The sequence below is a fragment of the Cytobacillus sp. OWB-43 genome (assembly GCF_034651445.1).
Classification (GTDB): Bacteria; Bacillota; Bacilli; order Bacillales; family Cytobacillaceae; genus Cytobacillus; species Cytobacillus kochii.
This window is the reverse complement of record NZ_JAYEFF010000002.1, coordinates 298,853-318,707: the sequence shown is the minus strand read 5'-3', so window position 1 is coordinate 318,707 and position 19,855 is coordinate 298,853. Positions and strand designations below refer to the sequence as shown.

General features: G+C 39.4%; 19 protein-coding genes. All 19 read left to right on the top strand.

Features of this window, described 5'->3' with window-relative positions; all coding sequences use genetic code 11:
* The first annotated feature begins 19 nt into the window (after positions 1-19).
* The 19 genes from atpA (at position 20) to spoIID (ending at position 19,709) form a co-directional block, all read left to right on the top strand.
* Entirely contained in the window at positions 20-1,528 is a 1,509-nt protein-coding gene (gene atpA / locus U9M49_RS11395) for a F0F1 ATP synthase subunit alpha (RefSeq protein WP_095371592.1), read from the top strand.
* A 146-nt stretch (positions 1,529-1,674) separates the two neighbouring features.
* Complete coding sequence (locus U9M49_RS11390) at positions 1,675-2,535, top strand: F0F1 ATP synthase subunit gamma (RefSeq protein WP_095371593.1); 861 nt, start codon at positions 1,675-1,677, stop codon at positions 2,533-2,535.
* 32 nt (positions 2,536-2,567) lie between these two features.
* On the top strand, positions 2,568-3,989 hold the full coding sequence (gene atpD, locus U9M49_RS11385; protein WP_095371594.1) for a F0F1 ATP synthase subunit beta: 1,422 nt from the start codon (positions 2,568-2,570) through the stop codon (positions 3,987-3,989).
* Positions 3,990-4,011: 22 nt separating this feature from the next.
* Positions 4,012-4,419 carry a F0F1 ATP synthase subunit epsilon gene (locus tag U9M49_RS11380; RefSeq protein WP_095371595.1) on the top strand — a complete coding sequence of 136 codons (408 nt, stop codon included), beginning with the start codon at positions 4,012-4,014 and terminating at the stop codon, positions 4,417-4,419.
* 786 nt (positions 4,420-5,205) lie between these two features.
* On the top strand, positions 5,206-5,580 hold the full coding sequence (locus U9M49_RS11375) for an NADH-quinone oxidoreductase subunit A (protein WP_322909834.1): 375 nt from the start codon (positions 5,206-5,208) through the stop codon (positions 5,578-5,580).
* Entirely contained in the window at positions 5,571-6,083 is a 513-nt protein-coding gene (locus U9M49_RS11370) for a NuoB/complex I 20 kDa subunit family protein (RefSeq protein ID WP_157733862.1), read from the top strand. Before U9M49_RS11375 ends, U9M49_RS11370 begins: the two co-directional genes overlap by 10 nt.
* Before the next feature lies 1 nt (position 6,084).
* Positions 6,085-7,152, top strand: coding sequence for an NADH-quinone oxidoreductase subunit C (locus tag U9M49_RS11365; protein WP_322909832.1), 1,068 nt, complete (start codon positions 6,085-6,087; stop codon positions 7,150-7,152).
* Positions 7,153-7,158: 6 nt separating this feature from the next.
* A complete protein-coding gene (locus tag U9M49_RS11360; protein WP_095371599.1) occupies positions 7,159-8,259 on the top strand; it encodes an NADH-quinone oxidoreductase subunit D in 1,101 nt (366 codons plus the stop codon).
* On the top strand, positions 8,259-9,266 hold the full coding sequence (nuoH, locus tag U9M49_RS11355) for an NADH-quinone oxidoreductase subunit NuoH (protein WP_095371600.1): 1,008 nt from the start codon (positions 8,259-8,261) through the stop codon (positions 9,264-9,266). The genes U9M49_RS11360 and nuoH overlap by 1 nt, the downstream gene beginning before the upstream one ends.
* Positions 9,267-9,281: 15 nt before the next feature.
* Positions 9,282-9,701, top strand: a complete 420-nt coding sequence (gene nuoI / locus U9M49_RS11350) for an NADH-quinone oxidoreductase subunit NuoI (protein ID WP_095371601.1) — start codon at positions 9,282-9,284, stop codon at positions 9,699-9,701.
* The gene (locus U9M49_RS11345) at positions 9,698-10,213 is read left to right on the top strand and encodes an NADH-quinone oxidoreductase subunit J (protein ID WP_095371602.1); all 516 of its coding nucleotides are present in this window, start codon (positions 9,698-9,700) and stop codon (positions 10,211-10,213) included. Before nuoI ends, U9M49_RS11345 begins: the two co-directional genes overlap by 4 nt.
* The gene (gene nuoK / locus U9M49_RS11340) at positions 10,206-10,520 is read left to right on the top strand and encodes an NADH-quinone oxidoreductase subunit NuoK (RefSeq protein WP_095371603.1); all 315 of its coding nucleotides are present in this window, start codon (positions 10,206-10,208) and stop codon (positions 10,518-10,520) included. Before U9M49_RS11345 ends, nuoK begins: the two co-directional genes overlap by 8 nt.
* A 48-nt stretch (positions 10,521-10,568) precedes the next feature.
* Positions 10,569-12,434 carry an NADH-quinone oxidoreductase subunit L gene (nuoL, locus tag U9M49_RS11335; RefSeq protein WP_322909831.1) on the top strand — a complete coding sequence of 622 codons (1,866 nt, stop codon included), beginning with the start codon at positions 10,569-10,571 and terminating at the stop codon, positions 12,432-12,434.
* Positions 12,434-13,927, top strand: coding sequence for a complex I subunit 4 family protein (locus tag U9M49_RS11330; protein WP_095371605.1), 1,494 nt, complete (start codon positions 12,434-12,436; stop codon positions 13,925-13,927). The genes nuoL and U9M49_RS11330 overlap by 1 nt, the downstream gene beginning before the upstream one ends.
* 7 nt (positions 13,928-13,934) lie before the next feature.
* On the top strand, positions 13,935-15,434 hold the full coding sequence (nuoN, locus tag U9M49_RS11325; protein WP_095371606.1) for an NADH-quinone oxidoreductase subunit NuoN: 1,500 nt from the start codon (positions 13,935-13,937) through the stop codon (positions 15,432-15,434).
* 209 nt (positions 15,435-15,643) lie between these two features.
* Entirely contained in the window at positions 15,644-15,880 is a 237-nt protein-coding gene (locus tag U9M49_RS11320) for a DUF1146 family protein (protein WP_095371607.1), read from the top strand.
* A gap of 219 nt (positions 15,881-16,099) precedes the next feature.
* Positions 16,100-16,849 (top strand): YwmB family TATA-box binding protein, encoded by a 750-nt coding sequence (locus tag U9M49_RS11315; protein ID WP_095371608.1) that lies wholly within the window; start codon positions 16,100-16,102, stop codon positions 16,847-16,849.
* Positions 16,850-16,882: 33 nt separating this feature from the next.
* The gene (murA, locus tag U9M49_RS11310; protein WP_095371609.1) at positions 16,883-18,199 is read left to right on the top strand and encodes a UDP-N-acetylglucosamine 1-carboxyvinyltransferase; all 1,317 of its coding nucleotides are present in this window, start codon (positions 16,883-16,885) and stop codon (positions 18,197-18,199) included.
* 478 nt (positions 18,200-18,677) lie between these two features.
* A complete protein-coding gene (gene spoIID, locus U9M49_RS11305) occupies positions 18,678-19,709 on the top strand; it encodes a stage II sporulation protein D (protein ID WP_095371610.1) in 1,032 nt (343 codons plus the stop codon).
* The last annotated feature ends 146 nt before the right edge of the window (positions 19,710-19,855 follow it).

Here is a 19,855-nt window from a genome sequence, read left to right as displayed (position 1 = left end):
GTAGATAGGGGTGAAACTCATGAGCATCAAAGCTGAAGAAATCAGTGCGCTGATAAAAAAGCAAATTGAAGGTTATCAGTCGGAAATTCAAGTGAGTGATGTCGGTACAGTTATCTCAGTAGGTGATGGTATCGCGCGTGTTCATGGTTTAGATAACGCCATGGCTGGCGAACTTGTTGAATTTTCGAATGGCGTTATGGGTATGGCGCAAAACCTTGAAGAAAGTAACGTCGGTATTGTTATTTTAGGACCATTCACAGAGATCAAAGAAGGCGATGAAGTACGCCGCACAGGACGTATCATGGAGGTACCAGTAGGTGAAGAACTTATTGGCCGTGTTGTAAACCCTCTTGGACACCCTGTTGATGGAATGGGACCAATCAATACAACAAAAACTCGTCCGATTGAAGGACCGGCTCCAGGTGTTATGGATCGTAAATCTGTACATGAGCCATTACAAACAGGTATTAAAGCGATTGACGCATTAGTGCCAATCGGTCGTGGTCAACGTGAGTTAATCATCGGGGACCGTCAAACAGGTAAAACATCTGTTGCAATCGACACAATTTTAAACCAAGCTGACCAAGATATGATTTGTATCTATGTTGCAATTGGTCAAAAAGAATCAACTGTACGTAATGCTGTTGAAACATTACGTAAAACAGGTGCACTAGATTACACGATTGTTGTAACTGCATCTGCATCTCAACCAGCTCCATTACTTTACTTAGCACCATACGCTGGGGTAGCAATGGGTGAAGAGTTCATGTATAACGGTAAACATGTACTAGTTGTTTATGATGACTTAACAAAACAAGCATCTGCTTACCGTGAACTTTCATTATTATTACGTCGTCCTCCAGGTCGTGAAGCATATCCAGGGGATGTATTCTACTTGCACAGCCGTCTTTTAGAGCGTGCAGCTAAACTAAGTGACGCAAAAGGTGCCGGTTCAATCACTGCGCTACCTTTCATTGAAACACAAGCAGGTGACGTTTCTGCCTATATTCCAACAAACGTTATTTCTATCACTGACGGACAAATCTTCCTTCAGTCTGACCTATTCTTCTCTGGTGTTCGTCCAGCGATTAACGCAGGTCTTTCTGTATCACGTGTTGGTGGTTCTGCACAAATCAAGGCAATGAAAAAAGTAGCTGGTACATTACGTCTAGACCTTGCTTCATTCCGTGAACTTGAATCATTCTCTCAATTTGGTTCAGATTTAGATGCAGCAACACAAGCGAAGTTAAACCGTGGTGCTCGTACAGTTGAGGTTCTTAAACAAGACCTTAATAAACCACTTAAAGTAGAAAAGCAAGTTGCGATTCTTTATGCGTTAACTCGTGGTTTCCTTGATGATATTCCAGTTGAAGATATCCGTCGTTTTGAAGAAGAATATCTTACTTGGTTAGATCAAAATCATAAAGAATTGCTTGACCATATCGCTACAACTCAAGGCCTTCCGGCTGATGAAGATATGGCAGCTGCAATTAACGAATTCAAGAAAACGTTTGTGGTTTCTGAATAATCATTGCAGAGTTAGACAGGATGGGATCGTTGTCCCTTCCTGCCTTTTCATGCATTGTTTTTACAGGATCTAATGATATATAAGGATTGGGACAGCCTACGCGCTAACCAATCAAACACACTTAAGTATAAGGGTGGTGAGAACCTGTGGCATCATTACGTGATATAAAGAACCGAATCAATTCTACGAAGAAAACAAGTCAAATTACAAAAGCTATGCAAATGGTATCAGCTTCAAAGATGACTCGTGCGGAAATGAATGCAAAAGCATTTGTACCTTATATGGAAAAAATCCAAGAGGTAACAGCGTCTATCGCAATTGGTAGTGCAGATGCATCACATCCAATGTTAGTGAGCCGTCCGGTTAAGAAAACGGGTTATGTCGTCATTACATCTGACCGTGGACTAGCTGGGGCATTTAACAGTAGAGTTCTAAAAGCCGTTAACCAAACAATTCAACAAAGACATAAGTCTAATGATGAGTTTGCGATAATAGCGATTGGTAGAATGGCCGTTGATTTCTTCAAAGGAAAAGGGATGAATGTAATCGTCGATATCGTCGGCGTAGCAGACCAGCCATCATTTGCTGAAATCAAAGACTTAACAACTAAAACGGTTGGTATGTTCTCTGATGAAACATATGATGAGCTATACATTTATTACAATCACTATGTCAGCGCAATTACTCAAGAAGTAACATCGAAAAAAATCTTACCACTAACAGATATTTCTAGTGGGTCAGACCAGTTAACTTCGTATGAATTTGAGCCTTCCGCTGAAGAAATTTTGAAAGTATTGCTACCTCAGTATGCTGAAAGCTTAATCTATGGTGCATTATTAGATAGTAAAGCTAGTGAGCATGCCGCGCGTATGACAGCGATGAAGAATGCTACGGATAATGCGAAGGATCTAATCAATGCATTAGACTTAAGCTATAACCGTGCGCGTCAGGCTGCAATTACTCAAGAGATTACTGAAATTGTCGGTGGAGCAGCTGCTCTAGAATAATTAAATAGCATTTCTTATTAGGAGGGAAAAAGATGAACAAAGGACGCGTTCTTCAAGTTATGGGTCCGGTTGTTGACGTAAAGTTCGAAAACGGTCAATTACCAGCAATCTATAACGCATTGCAAATTGATAACACTTCGCGTAACGAATCTGAAGTTGGAATCAACTTAACCCTTGAAGTTGCCCTTCATTTAGGTGATGACACTGTACGTACAATTGCTATGTCTTCAACAGATGGTTTACAACGTGGAACTGAAGTAATAGATACAGGTGCAGCCATCTCTGTACCAGTAGGTGATATCACTCTTGGCCGTGTATTTAACGTACTAGGTGATACAATTGACCTGGATCCAGCCATTACTGGTGATGCTCGTCGTGACTCTATTCATAGAGAAGCACCTACATTCGAAAAACTTTCTACAGAAGTAGAAATTCTTGAAACAGGAATTAAAGTAGTAGACTTACTTGCTCCTTACATCAAAGGTGGTAAAATCGGTCTATTCGGTGGTGCCGGTGTTGGTAAAACCGTTTTAATTCAAGAGTTAATCAATAACATCGCTCAAGAGCACGGTGGTATTTCTGTATTCGCTGGTGTTGGTGAGCGTACACGTGAAGGTAATGACCTTTACTATGAAATGACTGACTCAGGCGTTATTAAGAAAACTGCGATGGTATTCGGACAAATGAATGAGCCACCTGGAGCACGTATGCGTGTTGCCCTAACTGGTTTAACAATGGCTGAATATTTCCGTGATGAGCAAGGACAAGACGTTCTTTTCTTCATGGATAACATCTTCCGTTTCACGCAAGCAGGTTCTGAGGTATCTGCCCTACTTGGTCGTATGCCATCTGCCGTTGGTTACCAACCAACACTTGCAACTGAAATGGGTAAATTACAAGAACGTATTACTTCAACGAATGTTGGATCTGTTACATCAATCCAAGCGATTTATGTACCTGCCGATGACTATACTGACCCGGCTCCAGCAACAACTTTCGCTCACTTAGATGCAACAACAAACTTAGAGCGTAAATTATCTGAAATGGGTATTTACCCTGCCGTGGATCCATTAGCATCTACATCACGTGCACTTTCACCTGAAACAGTTGGTGAAGAGCATTATGAAGTAGCTCGTACTGTACAACAAACGTTACAACGTTACAGAGAGCTTCAAGATATTATCGCGATCCTAGGTATGGACGAGCTTGGAGACGAAGATAAGCTTATCGTTGAACGTGCGCGTCGTATCCAATTCTTCTTATCTCAAAACTTCCACGTAGCAGAGCAATTTACAGGCCAACCAGGTTCTTATGTTCCTGTAAAAGAAACTGTTAAAGGATTTAAAGAAATCCTTGAAGGTAAATATGACCACCTACCAGAAGATGCTTTCCGTCTAGTTGGTCGTATTGAAGAAGTAATTGAAGCTGCTAAAAAAATGGGCGTAGAGGTATAATTTAGGACCAGGAGGGTAAAAAATGAAGACGATTAAAGTCAGTGTTGTTACTCCCGATGGCCCGGTGTATGAATCCGATGTGGAAATGGTAAGTACCAAAGCTGAAAGTGGAGAGCTAGGTATTTTAGCAGGTCACGTCCCTATGGTTGCACCGTTACAAATTGGAGCTGTCCGTCTAAAGAAAGAAAATCAATCTGATTTGGTTGCTGTTAGCGGTGGTTTCCTCGAAGTACGTCCGGACCAAGTAACGATTTTAGCGCAATCTGCGGAACAAGCGACTGATATCGATCTTGATCGTGCCAAAAGTGCAAAAGATCGTGCAGAACAACGTTTGAATGAAACAAAGCGTGAAAACGTCGACTTCAAACGTGCAGAACTTGCACTAAAACGTGCGATGAATCGTATCAATGTTTCGGAGAGAAATATATAATCATCATGAAAACGAATCAATCCTGTTTTTATCATCAGGATTGGTTCGTTTTTTGTTTTGCGTGGGTCTATTTAAGCGTGTCTTTCGGGTGGTAAACGAACCGTGGAATGAATCGATAACATAAATTTGTGCTGTGATGCCTCTATAATACCAATACGTTTCAGAAATCCCGTGAGTGAATTAAATTGATTGGATGAGTTCAGCTGATAAACCAAAACGAGGCAAATAATGTGTGGTTGGAAAAATATGATTGGATTCGATGATAAACGAGTCAAAAAAATGAGGTAGCGGAAAAATTTGATTGGATTCAGTGATAAACGAGTCAAAAAAATGAGGTAGCAGAAAGATATGATTGGATTCGGTGCTAAACGAGTCAAGAAAATGGGGTAGAGGAAAAATATGAGTGTATCCAGTGTTAAATAAGTCAATTACGCTCAGTTTCTCAGCCTTCATCTTTTTGTAATTGCAAGCAAACATGCTCATAGTGAATTGAATTTCACTCATCCTGCTGATAAGATTTCTGACCCCTTGTGAGCAAAAGCTATATAGATCTATCTATTTCCTCACAATAATATAAACCTTCTCTTTATCCTACCAACAGTTCTTATTTTTTTCGGATAAGATTCAGTAAAAAAGATATATCCTATACAACTTGTCATATAAATGAAGTATGGGATAGATGGAAATGACTAGTGGCTTATCGACAGAATATGGCAAGGGTGTTATAATGTATCCGATTACATTTTAAAAATTTTGAATAGTTTCTATATTATGGAGGGGATGATATTGGAATTATGGCATCTGTATCAAAATAATTATTTGATAGTCCTTTCTTTTATAATTATCGGTGTGCTATTACCATTAGTTGCTCTATTTTTCGGGAAATTGTTGCGACCATATCAACCTAATGAGGATAAGTATACTACTTATGAAAGTGGAATTGATCCCTTTCAAGACTCAAGGGTACAATTCACGGTTCGTTATTACATGTTTGCTCTTCTTTTCGTCATTTTTGATGTGGAGACAGTGTTTTTATATCCATGGGCCGTAGCATATGAAAAATTAGGCATATTTGCTTTAATAGAGATGCTGATTTTCGTGTTTATGTTAGTGATAGGTTTAATATATGCTTGGAAAAAGAAGGTGCTGAAATGGATTTAAAATTAGATCAAATGAGTGAAAAAGAAATGGCTGAAATTCAGCGTAATATATTCATGTCTACATTAGAGCAGTTAAAAGGATGGGCTAGAAGTAATTCATTATGGCCGATGACGTTTGGCCTCGCCTGTTGTGCCATTGAAATGATGGGTGTGGGTTCTTCTCACTATGATCTCGATCGTTTTGGCTCTTTTTTCCGCACTTCTCCACGACAATCTGATGTCATGATTGTATCTGGTACCGTCACGAAAAAAATGGCTCCAGTAATTAGACGGCTTTACGATCAAATGCCTGAACCGAAGTGGGTGATTGCTATGGGCTCTTGTGCAACTGCAGGTGGTCCATATGTTTATTCTTATTCTGTTGTAAAAGGGGTAGACCAAGTGGTCCCAGTTGATGTGTACATACCAGGTTGTCCACCTAATCCTGCAGCACTCATATACGGTGTCAATAAGTTAAAGGCAAAAATCCGTTATGAGGCGAAAACAGGAAAGCGGGTGATCTGACTTGGATGAAAAAGATAAAGAGCAGTTAAAAAAGGAAGCAGCGGAAAAAGCAAGAGCAGCTGCACAAAGAAAACGGGAAGAGAGGGAAAAGAAAAAAGAAGAATCGCATGACTCAGTATCCGAAGTGAACCAAACAAAAGATGATGTTACCTCCAATCAAGATCTAGAAAAACAAAAAGCAGCGGCCGCCGCCAAGGCAAAAGCAGCCGCAATAGCAAAGAAAAAAGCAAAAGAGACAGAAGGAAAAGAAACAGAGCCAACCTCCAATCAAGATCTAGAAAAACAAAAAGCAGCGGCCGCCGCCAAGGCAAAAGCAGCCGCAATAGCAAAGAAAAAAGCAAAAGAGACAAAAGGAACAGAAACAGAGCCAACATCTAACCAAGACTTAGAAAAACAAAAGGCAATCGCTATTGCCAAAGCCAAAGCAGCCGCTGCAGCGAAACGAAAGGCAAAGAACGCGAATGAAAGTGGCGATTCAGAGAAGGCTAAAGCCATCGCAGCCGCCAAAGCAAAGGCAGCTGCAGCAGCAAAGGCAAGAGGGAAAACAACTCAAGCAAAAGAAACAGAAGAGCCAGAACCTATCACACCATCACCTCAACAACCAATCTTAGATCGTTACCTCAACATTGTAAAAGAACACTACAAAGAAGATATTTTAGAAGATTCCTATATTAATCGTATGAGCAAGCATGTGCCCACTATTGTTGTTAAGCTAGAACATTACTATTCCCTTGCCTTGTTATTCAAACAACATAGCGGTCTTCATTTTGAATTTTTATCAGAATTACATGGAACTGATTTTGAAACATATATGGAGATTTATGTTCATTTATACTCCTTTAAAAATAAGCAGTCTGTCGCTTTGAAAGTGAAAATGGATCGTGAAAATCCAAGAGTTGATTCTATTGCAACTATATGGCCAGGTGCGAACTGGCCAGAGTGTGAAGCATATGACCTCCTTGGTATTCAATTTACCAACCACCCTGACCTACATCGCATTATGCTTGGGGAAGATTGGGTTGGTCATCCTCTCCGCAAGGATTATGAACCTTATGATGTGGAGGTGTAAAAGGCAATGATCAGAACAGAAGAGATGCTATTGAATGTAGGACCACAGCATCCCAGTACACATGGCGTTTTTCGTCTTGTTATCAAAATAGATGGAGAAATGATTATTGATGCCAAACCAGTCATCGGTTATCTCCATAGAGGAACAGAAAAAATAGCTGAAAATCTGCAATATACACAAATCATTCCCTATACAGATCGCTTAGATTACTTGGCCGCGATGACAAATAATTATGTGCTTTGCCACGCAGTTGAAACGATGATGGAGCTAGACATTCCTGAACGAGCGGAATACCTTCGCATCATCACGATGGAACTCGGTAGAATTGCTAGTCATCTTGTTTGGTGGGGTACATATTTGCTTGATTTAGGGGCGACAAGTCCATTTTTATACGCTTTTAGAGAAAGAGAAATGATCATCAATTTGTTAAATGAAATCTCAGGTGGCCGCCTAACATTTAATTATATGAGAGTAGGCGGAGTGAAATGGGATGCACCAGACGGTTGGATAGAAAAAGTGAAGGCGTTTATTCCTTACATGAGAGAGCAGTTAGCGGGTTACGGAGATCTCGTAACCGGCAATGAAATTTTCCTTAATCGTGTAAAGGGTATCGGTCAATACACAAAAGAAGAGGCAATGGACTATTCCTTAAGCGGAGCCAATTTACGTTGTACTGGGCTTGCTTGGGATTTACGGAAAAGTGAACCTTATTCCATTTACGACCGGTTTTCTTTTGAAATATGTACAGCTGATACAGGTGATGCATGGGGAAGGTACCAAGTGCGTATCCAGGAAATAGAACAAAGTTTACGGATACTTGAGCAAGCGGTGGAGCAATTCCCTGAAACAGGTGAGGTCATGGGTAAGGTTCCTAAGGTCATTAAACCGCCTAAAGGAGAAACGTTTGTACGCATCGAGTCTCCTCGAGGAGAAATCGGTTGTTATATTGCCAGTGAAGGTAAGAAAGAGCCATATCGTCTGAAATTTAGGCGGCCGTCTTTTTATAATCTGCAAATCTTACCGAAGTTACTAGTTGGTCAGAATATGGCTAATTTAATCGCAATCCTTGGCGCAATTGATATCGTGCTTGGGGAGGTGGACGGATAATGATTGAGGGATTATTAACTTCTGAAGCGACATGGCTCCATTTCTTCATTTATTTTGCATTAACGGTTCTGCTGTTATTTATTGTTCTAGGGTTTGTCACTTATGCCATTTTAGCAGAAAGAAAGGTTATGGGCTTTATGCAATTGCGGCATGGGCCTAACCAAGTAGGAGGAAGATGGGGACTATTACAAACAGTTGCGGATGTCTTGAAGCTACTGATTAAGGAAGATGCCATTCCGCGGGCAGCAGACAAACCATTATTTATTCTTGCACCGTTAATTGCTTTTACACCTGCTTTTATGGTATTAGCAATCATTCCATTCACTGATCGATTTCAATTCGCTGATATCGGTGTTGGTTTGCTTTATTATATTGCTGTCTCGGGTATTACGACTGTCGGAGTTGTGACCGCAGGGTGGGCTTCTAATAATAAATATGCATTAATGGGGGCAATGAGGGCAGCCGCACAGATGATATCATATGAAATTCCACTAGTTATGTCGGTCATTGGTGTCATTCTTCTGACAGGAAGTATGAACTTAAATGATATTGTGTTAGCGCAAGAAAATGGCTGGTATATTCTTTGGCAACCGATTGCCTTTATCGTCTTCTTTATTGCAGCAGTAGCTGAATTGAATCGGGTGCCGTTTGATTTGGCTGAAGCGGAGTCGGAACTTGTTGCAGGTTATTTTGTTGAGTATACCGGTTTTCGTTGGGCGTTCTTTATGTTAGCTGAGTATGTGTATATGTTCGCAATGTCAGCGTTAATAACTGTCGTCTTTTTAGGTGGTTGGCTACCATTACCCTATTTAGGGTTTATACCGGGAGCCGTTTGGTTTGCACTTAAATTTATGGTTGTTATCTTTCTGCTTATTTGGTTCCGTGTTACTTTCCCAAGGATACGTGCCGACCAACTAATGGAGTTCGGCTGGAAGGTATTATTGCCAGTAGCTATAGCGAATATCTTCCTCACTGCATTATTAAAAGAATGGATCAATCTATTTTAAAGGGGTGACAAAGGTATGTTTGGATTAGCAAAAGGATTGAAATACACGTTGAAAAATATGACGCGCAAGAAACTAACCTATGATTATCCTAATGAACCCTTACCACTTCCCGATCGCTTTAGGGGAATTCAAAAATTTTATCCAGAAAAATGCATAGTCTGTAATCAATGTGCCAATATATGTCCGACAGATTGCATTACACTCACGGGGAAAAAGCATCCCGATTCAAGTAAGCGGGGGAAAATTATTGATACGTATGATATAAATTTCGAAATTTGTATACTATGTGACTTATGTACGGAAGTTTGTCCTACTGAGGCAATCATTATGACAAATCATTTTGAACTCGCAGAATATAGTCGTGATGAATTATTTAAAGATCTTGTGTGGTTGGATGAAAATGATACCCAATTACGAAAGGAGAATAAGGCATGAGCGGCGAGTTTTTCATATTTATTGTTTTATCACTCATCGCTATAGGCGGTGGGATCATGATGATCAACTTAACAAAGGTTGTTCATATGGTCGTCGCTCTCGTCTTTACTTTCATTAGTATTGCTGGCATTTACGTCATGCTTTCTGCAGAATTTATTGCAGTAGTCCAAATCCTTATCTATTCAGGTGCGATCACAATTATGATGCTTTTTGGCATTATGTTAACGCGTCATAATGACAAGAGCGAGACGAGTGGAGGAGGCTTTAGAAAATTTCTCATCTTTCTAGCCATCCTTGGGTTCGGGCTCGTCTTTTACTTAGGTATATACCAACTTGAACTAGGGGAACCATCCACTTCGTTGCATGAAAATAATACAGAGCAAATAGGGATTGCCCTTTATTCGAAATATATTATTCCTTTTGAATTAACTTCGGTTATTTTACTCGTCGCCCTTATTGGTGCGATAGTGTTAGCGAAACGGGATGATGAGGAGGGGGAAGAACGTGAGTAGTGTGCCGTTATCTGCCTATTTAACACTAGCCATTATCCTCTTTTGTATCGGATTATACGGGGCATTAACGAAGAAGAATACTGTCATTGTACTTATTGCCATTGAATTAATGTTAAATGCGGTTAATATTAACCTCGTTGCTTTTAGTAAGTATGGCATGATGCCTTCAATAGATGGCCAAATATTTGCCCTTTTTGCCATTGCAGTTGCTGCGGCTGAGGCGGCAGTCGGGCTCGCTATCCTCATAGCTATCTATCGAAATCGTAAATCCGTCAATGTAGATGATTACAACTCTTTGAAAAATTAACTTGAATGAACATACGTCATTCGTATGAATAAAAGGGGACATGAAGAAATGATGGAGATTGCATGGATCATACCGCTTTTTCCGCTTTTCTCCTTCTTAGTGCTACTTATTTTTGGAAGGAAGTGGCGGAGAGGGCAAATTGATTTCGCAGTAATTCTTTCCTTAGTTAGTTTTATATGTGCTTTACTGGTTTTATTTGCGCGTTTCACGCAGGAAAATGTAAAGGTAGAGTTCATATGGCTAACCATAGGGGAGACTCAATTGACTGCAGGTTTTGAGGTCAATCAATTAAATGCCCTTATGCTTGTCATTGTCTCGCTCGTTAGCTTCCTCGTACATATGTATTCAAAGGCATACATGGAGGGAGATGAGCGCATAACAGTATTTTTCTCATACTTAGGATTATTCACCTTTGCGATGCTTGGACTTGTTCTTTCTCCTAATCTATTACAAACATATATATTCTGGGAGCTTGTGGGCGTTGGCTCATTTCTATTGATTGGTTTTTATTTTTATAAAGAAGAGGCAAAAGTAGCTGCCAAGAAAGCATTTATCATGACGAGAATTGGTGATATCGGCCTTCTCATTGGTATGATTCTTCTCTTTTGGCAAGTAGGGAGCTTTGAGTATGATGAGATTTTTGCTGCTATCTCAGCGGGTGGTCTATCAGAAACGATGGCTACCTTAACAGCTATTCTTATCTTTATCGGAGCCGTTGGGAAGTCTGGTCAGTTCCCGTTGCATTCGTGGTTACCTGATGCGATGGAAGGACCCACGCCTGTATCGGCATTAATTCATGCTGCCACAATGGTAGCAGCTGGTGTTTACCTTGTAGCAGCACTTTATCCGTTATTCGCCTTCAGTGAGGTGGCCATGCTTACCATAGCTATTGTTGGTGGATTTACCGCCATTTTTGCTGCAACGATTGGGATGACCCAAAAAGATATTAAAAGAGCTTTAGCGTATTCTACTGTAAGTCAGCTAGGTTATATGATGCTTGCATTAGGGGTGGGAGGTTACGTGGCCGGTGTATTCCATTTAACAACACACGCCTTTTTTAAGGCACTATTGTTTTTAGCAGCTGGTAGTGTCATTCATGCTGTTCATACCCAAGATATTGAGAAAATGGGTGGCTTATGGAAGAAGATGAAATGGACTGCACCGTTCTTTCTAATTGGGACAATGGCGATTAGCGGAGTACCTTTATTATCAGGCTTTTTTAGTAAAGAAGAAATATTAGTGTCTGCCTGGGTGAGTGGTCATTACTTATTATTCACACTTGCAATCATTGCTGCTTTCTTCACTGCATTTTACATGTTCCGCTTATTTTTCTTAGTATTTGGTGGAGAAGAAAAGAAAGAGCATTCAATGGTAAAAGATTCATCCAATTGGATGACCGTTCCCATGCGAGTTCTTGCGTTGTTAGCGATTGTTGCTGGTTATATACAAACCCCTTGGTTCGGAACATTTTTAGGAGATTGGTTAACAACGGGGATAGCTGCAAATGTGCATGGTCATCTCGATGGTCCGCTTTGGGTGATGATTGTAGCCACGATTGTAGCATTCTTAGGTATCTTGCTTGCTTGGTTGATGTATAGTAAGAAAGTTATTTCCAGAGATTGGTTTACATCAAGAGCTCCTTATACGTATCAGCTTGTAGTAAATAAATATTATATCGATGAAGTGTATCAGTATATCTTTGTTAAAGGTAGCCGCTTTGTAAGTCAAGTTCTACATTTCGTGGAGGTTTATTTAATTGAAGGTCTCATTTCTCTTGTAACCATCACCATTAAACAGTTGAGCATGATTGGTTCAAAGTTTCAAAATGGGCAGACTCAATTGTATGGAACGGTTGCTTTTGTTGGGTTAGCCATTCTGATCGTAGTGTTTGCAGTGACAGGAGGTGGCTTATAGTGGGATTCCCGTTTATATTGAGCATTATTGTATTTGCGCCCCTTCTCGGTGTCTTATTATTAACACTGGTTGCAAAAACGAAGGAGAAAACGATTAAAACAGTCGCTACACTTAGTACCCTTCCTTCTCTTTTTCTATCAATCTACTTAATTATCTCATCTAAGATGGGTGTAGAGTTAGTTAGTTATTCTGGGAAATTAAGTTGGATGCAATTTGGTAATCCCGAAGTCTTTGGCAAATTATACAGTATTGATTATGAATTAGGAGTAGACGGTTTTTCTCTTATTCTATTGTTATTAACAGCCTTACTCTCTACGTTAGCCGCCTTTGCTTCATTTCAGATCAAAGCAGGGTGGAAAGGTTATTACATGCTATTTCTATTATTAGAAGTTGGCATGCTCGGGGTGTTTGCTGCTGAGAACTTAGTTTTATTCTTTATCTTTTTTGAAGTGACTTTAGTGGCAACCTTCTTTTTAATAGGCAAATGGGGGCTATATGAAAAAGAACGAACAGCCTTCTCTTTGCTCATTTATAACGGGATTGGGTCAGCAATCCTTTTAGTTGTCATCATGGTATTGTTTGCTAAAACAGGTACGGCGAATATCGAGGCCTTAATGTCTATTTTAAGTGCAGATGATGGAACGGTTTTTTCATCAAAAGAGAAAACGGGCTTGCTGCTTGCCTTATTCATTGCCTTTGGGATTAAGCTTCCTATTTGGCCGTTTCACAGCTGGATGGTTAAGGTTCATGCTGAAGCGCCAGCAGCAATTGTCATGCTTCATGCGGGTGTACTGTTGAAAATTGGCGCCTATGGTCTCATCCATTTTGGTTTAGGCTTCTTTCCTAACCAGTTTCAATCGCTCACTTTATGGCTGGCGATACTTGGTGTAATCAACTTGCTTTATGGTGCGTTTTTAGCATTATCCCAACAAGAACTGAGAAAAATTTTAGCTTACTCATCGATTTCGCATATGGGTATCGTGCTTATCGGATTGGCTGCATTAAATGAAGCGGGGATACAAGGAGCGATGTTTCAAGTGGTCTCACATGGGTTAATTGCCGCCTTGTTCTTCTATCTTATCGGTATCTTTTACGAGAGATATCAATCTAGTTCCATGGATGATTTAAATGGGCTAGCGAAAACAATGCCAATCGCTTCAGGTTTTTTGTTAGTAGCAGGTCTCGCCTCATTAGGTTTACCCGGTATGTCAGGGTTTGTCGCGGAATTTCTCGTGTTCCTGGGTCTATTTCAAGAATGGCCAGTGCTTGCAGTTATCGCATGTTTAGGAATTATATTGACGGCTGTATATATATTACGAGCAGTACTAGGGATTACTTTTGGCCAACAAGAGAAGGTGAAAAGGGTAAGAGATATGACGTCATTAGAGATTTGGCCAGCAATTATTTTGCTTTTATGTATTGTTGGTATTGGTGTTTATCCAGATATTATCGGTTCAACTTTAAAATCAATCATCATTGGATTAGGGGGGTGAAATAAAAATGGATCTTGATACATTATTATCATTTAGTTGGCATGCGATGGTTCCAGAATTCATTATTCTTGGTACAGCTACTCTACTATCCCTCCTAGATTTATTTCTACCGAGGTCGTTTCATCGGAAATGGCTCGGTTGGCTTGGTGTAGGAAGTATCGTTGCAGCTTTAATCTTTTTACTTACACTCATAGGGGACACACCTTTTGCGATCCTCTATGACACCTTCCGATTAGATTCCTTTGCGATTGCTTTTAAATTAGTGTTATTAGTTGCTGCCGGCTTTGTGTTGTTGTTAGCTATTTCATATGAACCGAAAGAAGAATTAACGGAGTTCAGGGGAGAGTTTTTCTATTTATTTTTAGTGGCATTACTTGGTGCGATGATTATGTCCTCCAGCGCTGATTTAATTACTCTTTTTGTAGGTTTAGAGCTAATGACCTTATCATCCTATATATTAGTAGGAATAAGAAAGAAGCATCTCCCTTCAAACGAGTCAGCAATGAAATATGTCATTAATGGTGGAATTGCCACAGCTATTACTTTGTTCGGTATGAGTTATTTATATGGGATTGCTGGGACAACCAATATTTTAGAAATGGCGGGTAGGCTTCAAGAGTTAACGAATACTCAACATCTATTTTTATTAGCACTAGCTTTTCTGATGATTTTAGCTGGTTTAGCATTTAAAATCGCTGCAGCACCTTTTCATATGTGGACACCAGATGTTTATGAAGGAGCGCCGATACCAGTTACCGCTTTTTTGAGTATTATTTCAAAAGCAGCAGGGTTTATTTTAATCATTCGAATGTTCATCACGGTTTTTTATCATATTCCGGATGTGAGTAACAATTCTTCTTTATTAATGGCGCTGCAAAACTTTTTAGCCGTTCTTGCTGCCGTGACGATGATATGGGGGAATTTAGTGGCACTAAGGCAAACGAAGATTAAGCGGATGCTTGCCTATTCAAGCATTGCACATGCGGGATATTTATTAGTTGCGGTAACGGCTTTCTCCGCCTTTATGGTAGAGACGATTTGGTTTTATTTAACGGCCTATTTATTTATGACAATCGCTGTTTTTTCTTTGTTACAATTAATGAATATTGAAGAGCTAAAGCAATTGTCTGGGCTTTCCAAACGCGCTCCCCTTTTAGCTGTTGCACTCGCACTTACTATGCTAGGGTTAGCGGGGATACCAGGAACATCAGGGTTTATTGGCAAACTGAATATTTTTCTAGGCGCATTAAGCACAGAACCAACGCATTATCTATTAGCTGTTATCCTAATCGCCACTACGGTGATATCTTATATATATTATTTTAAGTTGATTATTTACGCTTTCTTCCGAGAAGCGAATCATACTTTTCAAATGAGTGGGAAGAAGTTGAATAGCATTATCATAAGTATTTGCGTGATGATGACAGTATTACTAGGCGTTTTTCCACAATTAGCTTATGATTTCCTCCATCAAAATTTTTTATCATTTTATGATTTCTTACAGTAGAAACGGGTATAGAAGAAGGGAGAGCTCCTTCTTCTTTTTTATTTATGGAAAGCAAAGAGCTTAAAGTAAAGTAAATTATGGAAAAATAAATTTAGGTGAAACGAAAACTGAAACAAAAACGTCAATTGTTAAGAGGGTGTGTGCTATCTTTCTGAAGGTGATTTGAGTTAAAATAAATGGTGTAGTTTTTGATTGAAGGAGTGGGTCATGTGATCTCTGGATTTGGCCAACAGGCATTGGTTAGTATTATTGTACATTTAATATTTATTGCTGTAGCTTGGTATGCTTTGCAAGCGATTAAAATTGATACGTGGATCAAGGCGAACCATGTTTTGCAAGCAAGGGTATTATATGTATTGTTATCGATCGCACTTGGATCGATTGTCGGTAACTTTGTGCTTGATTATCTTCTTTGGTCTCAACAACTTCCATTTATTTTGCAATAATCCATTTGTCAAAAAATAGACCTTAAATATAGGTCTTCGTACATGTTTTCATTTGCTCAAAGTTTGAGTACAATGCATGATGTTGCTATAAATTTTCTTAAAACTATACATATAATCTGACTTAATATTCACTCAACTAGTGGATGTCAAAATGTGACGATAATTCCCAAGTATGCCGATCTCTCCTTTGGTAACAATGGTAGTAAGGGAGGGAGTTAAATGAAGAAGTATTCATTTATATTTTCTATAATGGGAATTGTCGGGTTAGTTTGGATTATTTTCGGCAATCATTCGGATGCAGCATCTGTAGAAGAGCTTTCACTAATACAAATCGCTCAAACTGTTCAGGACGAGAATATTTTGATTCAAGAATGGTCAGTTCATGCAAGGGAAAACTTGGAAACACTACAAACCTTTGCAGAAGTAAAAGCATATACTAAAGAGATGAAAAAGAGTTTTACGGACTGGAAATGGTCTGTCCAAAAGGAATCTCAAGAAAGATATGAAGTCATAGGAACGCTTAAAAAAAATGATCTGACTGAAACGATAAAAATACTTTCAACCGACACAAAAAACAATGTACAAACGTATGTCATTTATGAGGCGAAAGGTGCTGGCTACGAAGGCAGTATCCAGGAAAATATGGGGAACTATATGAAAAGTCAGATGTCTGACATTTTTACTAAAAAACCCAATATTTTCTCTTGTATCATTGGTCATTATGATGGTAATATGAGGGAGTCTATGCTTGAACAAATGAACGGATTATTGTCCACATTTAATGCGAAAGAAATAGAAGCGTTAGAAGAAGAGCAATTTATTTCGACATCGGCATATTCACCTATGTTCAAAGAGTCTGTTACAACGGATGGCAAAGATATGAATTTACAAATTGGCTTAAGAAAAGAAGGGTTGGGCGCTAAGACAACTATTGTTATCGGCACACCCATCATAACGATTGAATATTAATATAGAGAAAATGGACGCGGAGGGGAATACACTTTGGAAAAAATCATCGTCCGCGGCGGAAATCGGTTAAGTGGCACAGTCAAAGTAGAAGGCGCAAAAAATGCTGTTTTACCGGTAATCGCTGCAACATTGTTAGCAAGTGATGGAAAAAGCGTAATTCGTGATGTCCCAACTCTCTCCGATGTATATACAATTAATGAAGTATTACGTTTTTTAAACGCCGAAGTGGGGTTTGATAACAATACAGTAACTGTTGATGCATCTAGAGAGTTAAAAGTAGAAGCACCATTTGAATATGTTCGAAAAATGCGTGCATCTGTTTTAGTCATGGGTTCACTATTAGCGAGAAATGGAAGAGCAAGAGTAGCATTGCCAGGCGGCTGTGCGATTGGTTCACGCCCGATAGATCAACATTTAAAGGGTTTTGAAGCAATGGGTGCAACAGTTAAGGTTGGCAACGGTTTTATTGAAGCAGAAGCTCCAGAAGGAAAACTGCATGGTGCGAAAATATATCTTGATTTTCCTAGCGTAGGCGCAACAGAAAATATTATGATGGCTGCTACATTAGCAAAGGGTACAACGATTCTAGAAAATGTAGCAAAAGAGCCAGAAATTGTGGACCTTGCGAACTTCCTTAATAAAATGGGTGCAAAAGTTCGTGGTGCTGGAACAGGAACGATTCGTATTGAAGGTGTGGATGTATTATTTGGTGCTGAGCATCATATTATTCCAGACCGAATTGAAGCAGGTACATTTATGGTAGCAGCAGCCATTACAGGCGGCGATGTTCTTGTCAAAGGCGCTGTACCAGAACATGCAACATCTTTAATAGCAAAAATGGAAGAAATGGGCGTTCAGTTTATCGAAGAGGAAGAAGGCGTTCGCGTCATCGGCCCGTCAGAACTTAAAGCTGTCGATATTAAAACGATGCCTCACCCAGGTTTTCCAACAGATATGCAATCTCAAATGATGGCACTATTGCTTCATGCCAAAGGCACAAGTGTTATTACGGAGACTGTATTTGAAAACCGCTTCATGCATGTGGAAGAATTCCGTCGCATGAATGCAGATGTGAAAATCGAAGGTCGCTCTGTTATTATGGAAGGACCATCCAACCTACAAGGTGCAGAAGTTGCCGCAACCGATTTACGTGCTGCAGCTGCTCTCATCTTAACAGGACTTGTAGCAGACGGCATAACACGTGTAACAGAATTAAAACATCTTGACCGTGGCTATGTCGATTTCCATAAGAAACTAGCGAGCTTAGGTGCAGACATTGAACGTGTGACTGAAGCAGACGAAGATATGTCTACAACTGAACAAACCATCATTACTGATTTGAATGCATAAAAATGGCGAACCACTAATCTTTTTAGAGATTGGTGGTTTTTTTTAGCTAAGGATGAAAATGTAGATGTACATATATGTGAGATCAAAAAAGCCAAGTTATATTAGGGAATGGGTGCACAGAGTATATAAAACTGATGAGATGTTGGGCAAACAGGAAATGCGCACAAATGAAGTCACATAACCATCGAGATGTGATTGAGGGCAAAAAAGGACAAAGGTTCATCCACAATTTTTTTTAGGTGTTGTAGGACTCTATCTATGATTTGGTTGTGGACTCAAAACTATTCATTACCATAGTGAAGGTGAACATTTAGCTCTCGCAATTAGCCCTAACTCCATTTTCACTCGGTTCTCTATCTCTACCATTACACAAGAAATAGCTACTTTACTAGAGAAATTCAATAGTGGGATTTTGTCATAATGGCTCTATTTCGACCATATGATTGAATGAGACGTGAATCTTGATGGAGGCTAGCATATGACAAAATTCAAACCATTCATCGTACTATCAGCATTACTCTTTACACTTGTATTAATTATTCCAGCCTTACTAGTAGTTCTTCCTTTGGGAAATGATGAGAAGCAAGAGAATCGAGAAACTGTAACTGCGGAGAAGAAGAAGGGGGAGGCAACACCTTTCACCTCGATGGAACCTGCAGTTGATGTGGCTGTTTACCGTACCGATGCCAACAAAGTGGAAACCTTTGCTTTTGAAGACTATCTTATTGGGGTTGTTGCTTCTGAGATGCCTGCTGAGTTTGAGCTAGAGGCGTTGAAGGCACAAGCATTAGCAGCGCGAACGTATACAATGCAGCATCTACTGGCAGATGAGGGTTCATTACCAGATGGTGCCATGATTACTGATTCCACTGATGATCAAGTTTTTAAAAACAAAGAAGAGCTCAAGAAAATATGGAAGTCCGATTATGATTGGAAAATCGAGAAAATTACGCAAGCAGTTCAAGAAACAAGTGGGCAAATTCTTACCTATGATGGTAATCCTATAACAGCAGCGTTCTTTTCAACAAGTAATGGCTATACGGAAAATGCAGAAAATGTTTGGGCTAATGCGACCCCGTATTTAAAAAGTGTCAAAAGCCCCTGGGACATTGATACACCAAAATTTGCTGATCAAATCTCTATCCCTGTGTCCGAATTTGAAAAAAAATTAGATGTGAAAGTACCTTCGGGTCAAACTGTTGCTAAAATTGTTGAGAAAACAGATGGTAATCGAATAGGGAAAGTAAATATTAATGGAACCATGATTAAAGGAACAGATGTTAGAATGAAATTAGGATTGCAATCAACTGACTTTACCCTGAAGAGAAATGGCGATCAGATTAATATACAAACAAAAGGATATGGACATGGGGTTGGCATGAGTCAGTATGGTGCAAACGGTATGGCGAAAGAAGGTAAATCATATAAAGAAATCGTTTCTTATTATTATAAAGGAATCGAAATAAGTGAATCTGATACGATGGTGGCAAAATTAACTGCACAAAAGTAAGTTTAAACAAACAGCTTCAATCGGAGCTGTTTGTTTTCTGTTTGAATGTAGATCTCTTAGTACTTAAGTATTCAGAAAATAATTATTTTGATAAAACATGTATATAAAAATCGAGTTAGTAAAAAATAAATCCAAAAAAATTTTTA

Excerpts from the sequence above, each read along its gene's own strand:
- spoIID (WP_095371610.1), top strand. The coding sequence starts at position 18,678 with ATGACAAAATTCAAACCATTCATCGTACTATCAGCATTACTCTTTACA.
- atpD (WP_095371594.1), top strand. The coding sequence starts at position 2,568 with ATGAACAAAGGACGCGTTCTTCAAGTTATGGGTCCGGTTGTTGACGTA.
- nuoH (WP_095371600.1), top strand. The coding sequence starts at position 8,259 with ATGATTGAGGGATTATTAACTTCTGAAGCGACATGGCTCCATTTCTTC.
- nuoN (WP_095371606.1), top strand. The coding sequence starts at position 13,935 with ATGGATCTTGATACATTATTATCATTTAGTTGGCATGCGATGGTTCCA.
- U9M49_RS11315 (WP_095371608.1), top strand. The coding sequence starts at position 16,100 with ATGAAGAAGTATTCATTTATATTTTCTATAATGGGAATTGTCGGGTTA.
- U9M49_RS11370 (WP_157733862.1), top strand. The coding sequence starts at position 5,571 with ATGGATTTAAAATTAGATCAAATGAGTGAAAAAGAAATGGCTGAAATT.
- nuoI (WP_095371601.1), top strand. The coding sequence starts at position 9,282 with ATGTTTGGATTAGCAAAAGGATTGAAATACACGTTGAAAAATATGACG.
- U9M49_RS11380 (WP_095371595.1), top strand. The coding sequence starts at position 4,012 with ATGAAGACGATTAAAGTCAGTGTTGTTACTCCCGATGGCCCGGTGTAT.
- atpA (WP_095371592.1), top strand. The coding sequence starts at position 20 with ATGAGCATCAAAGCTGAAGAAATCAGTGCGCTGATAAAAAAGCAAATT.
- nuoL (WP_322909831.1), top strand. The coding sequence starts at position 10,569 with ATGATGGAGATTGCATGGATCATACCGCTTTTTCCGCTTTTCTCCTTC.
- U9M49_RS11345 (WP_095371602.1), top strand. The coding sequence starts at position 9,698 with ATGAGCGGCGAGTTTTTCATATTTATTGTTTTATCACTCATCGCTATA.
- U9M49_RS11360 (WP_095371599.1), top strand. The coding sequence starts at position 7,159 with ATGATCAGAACAGAAGAGATGCTATTGAATGTAGGACCACAGCATCCC.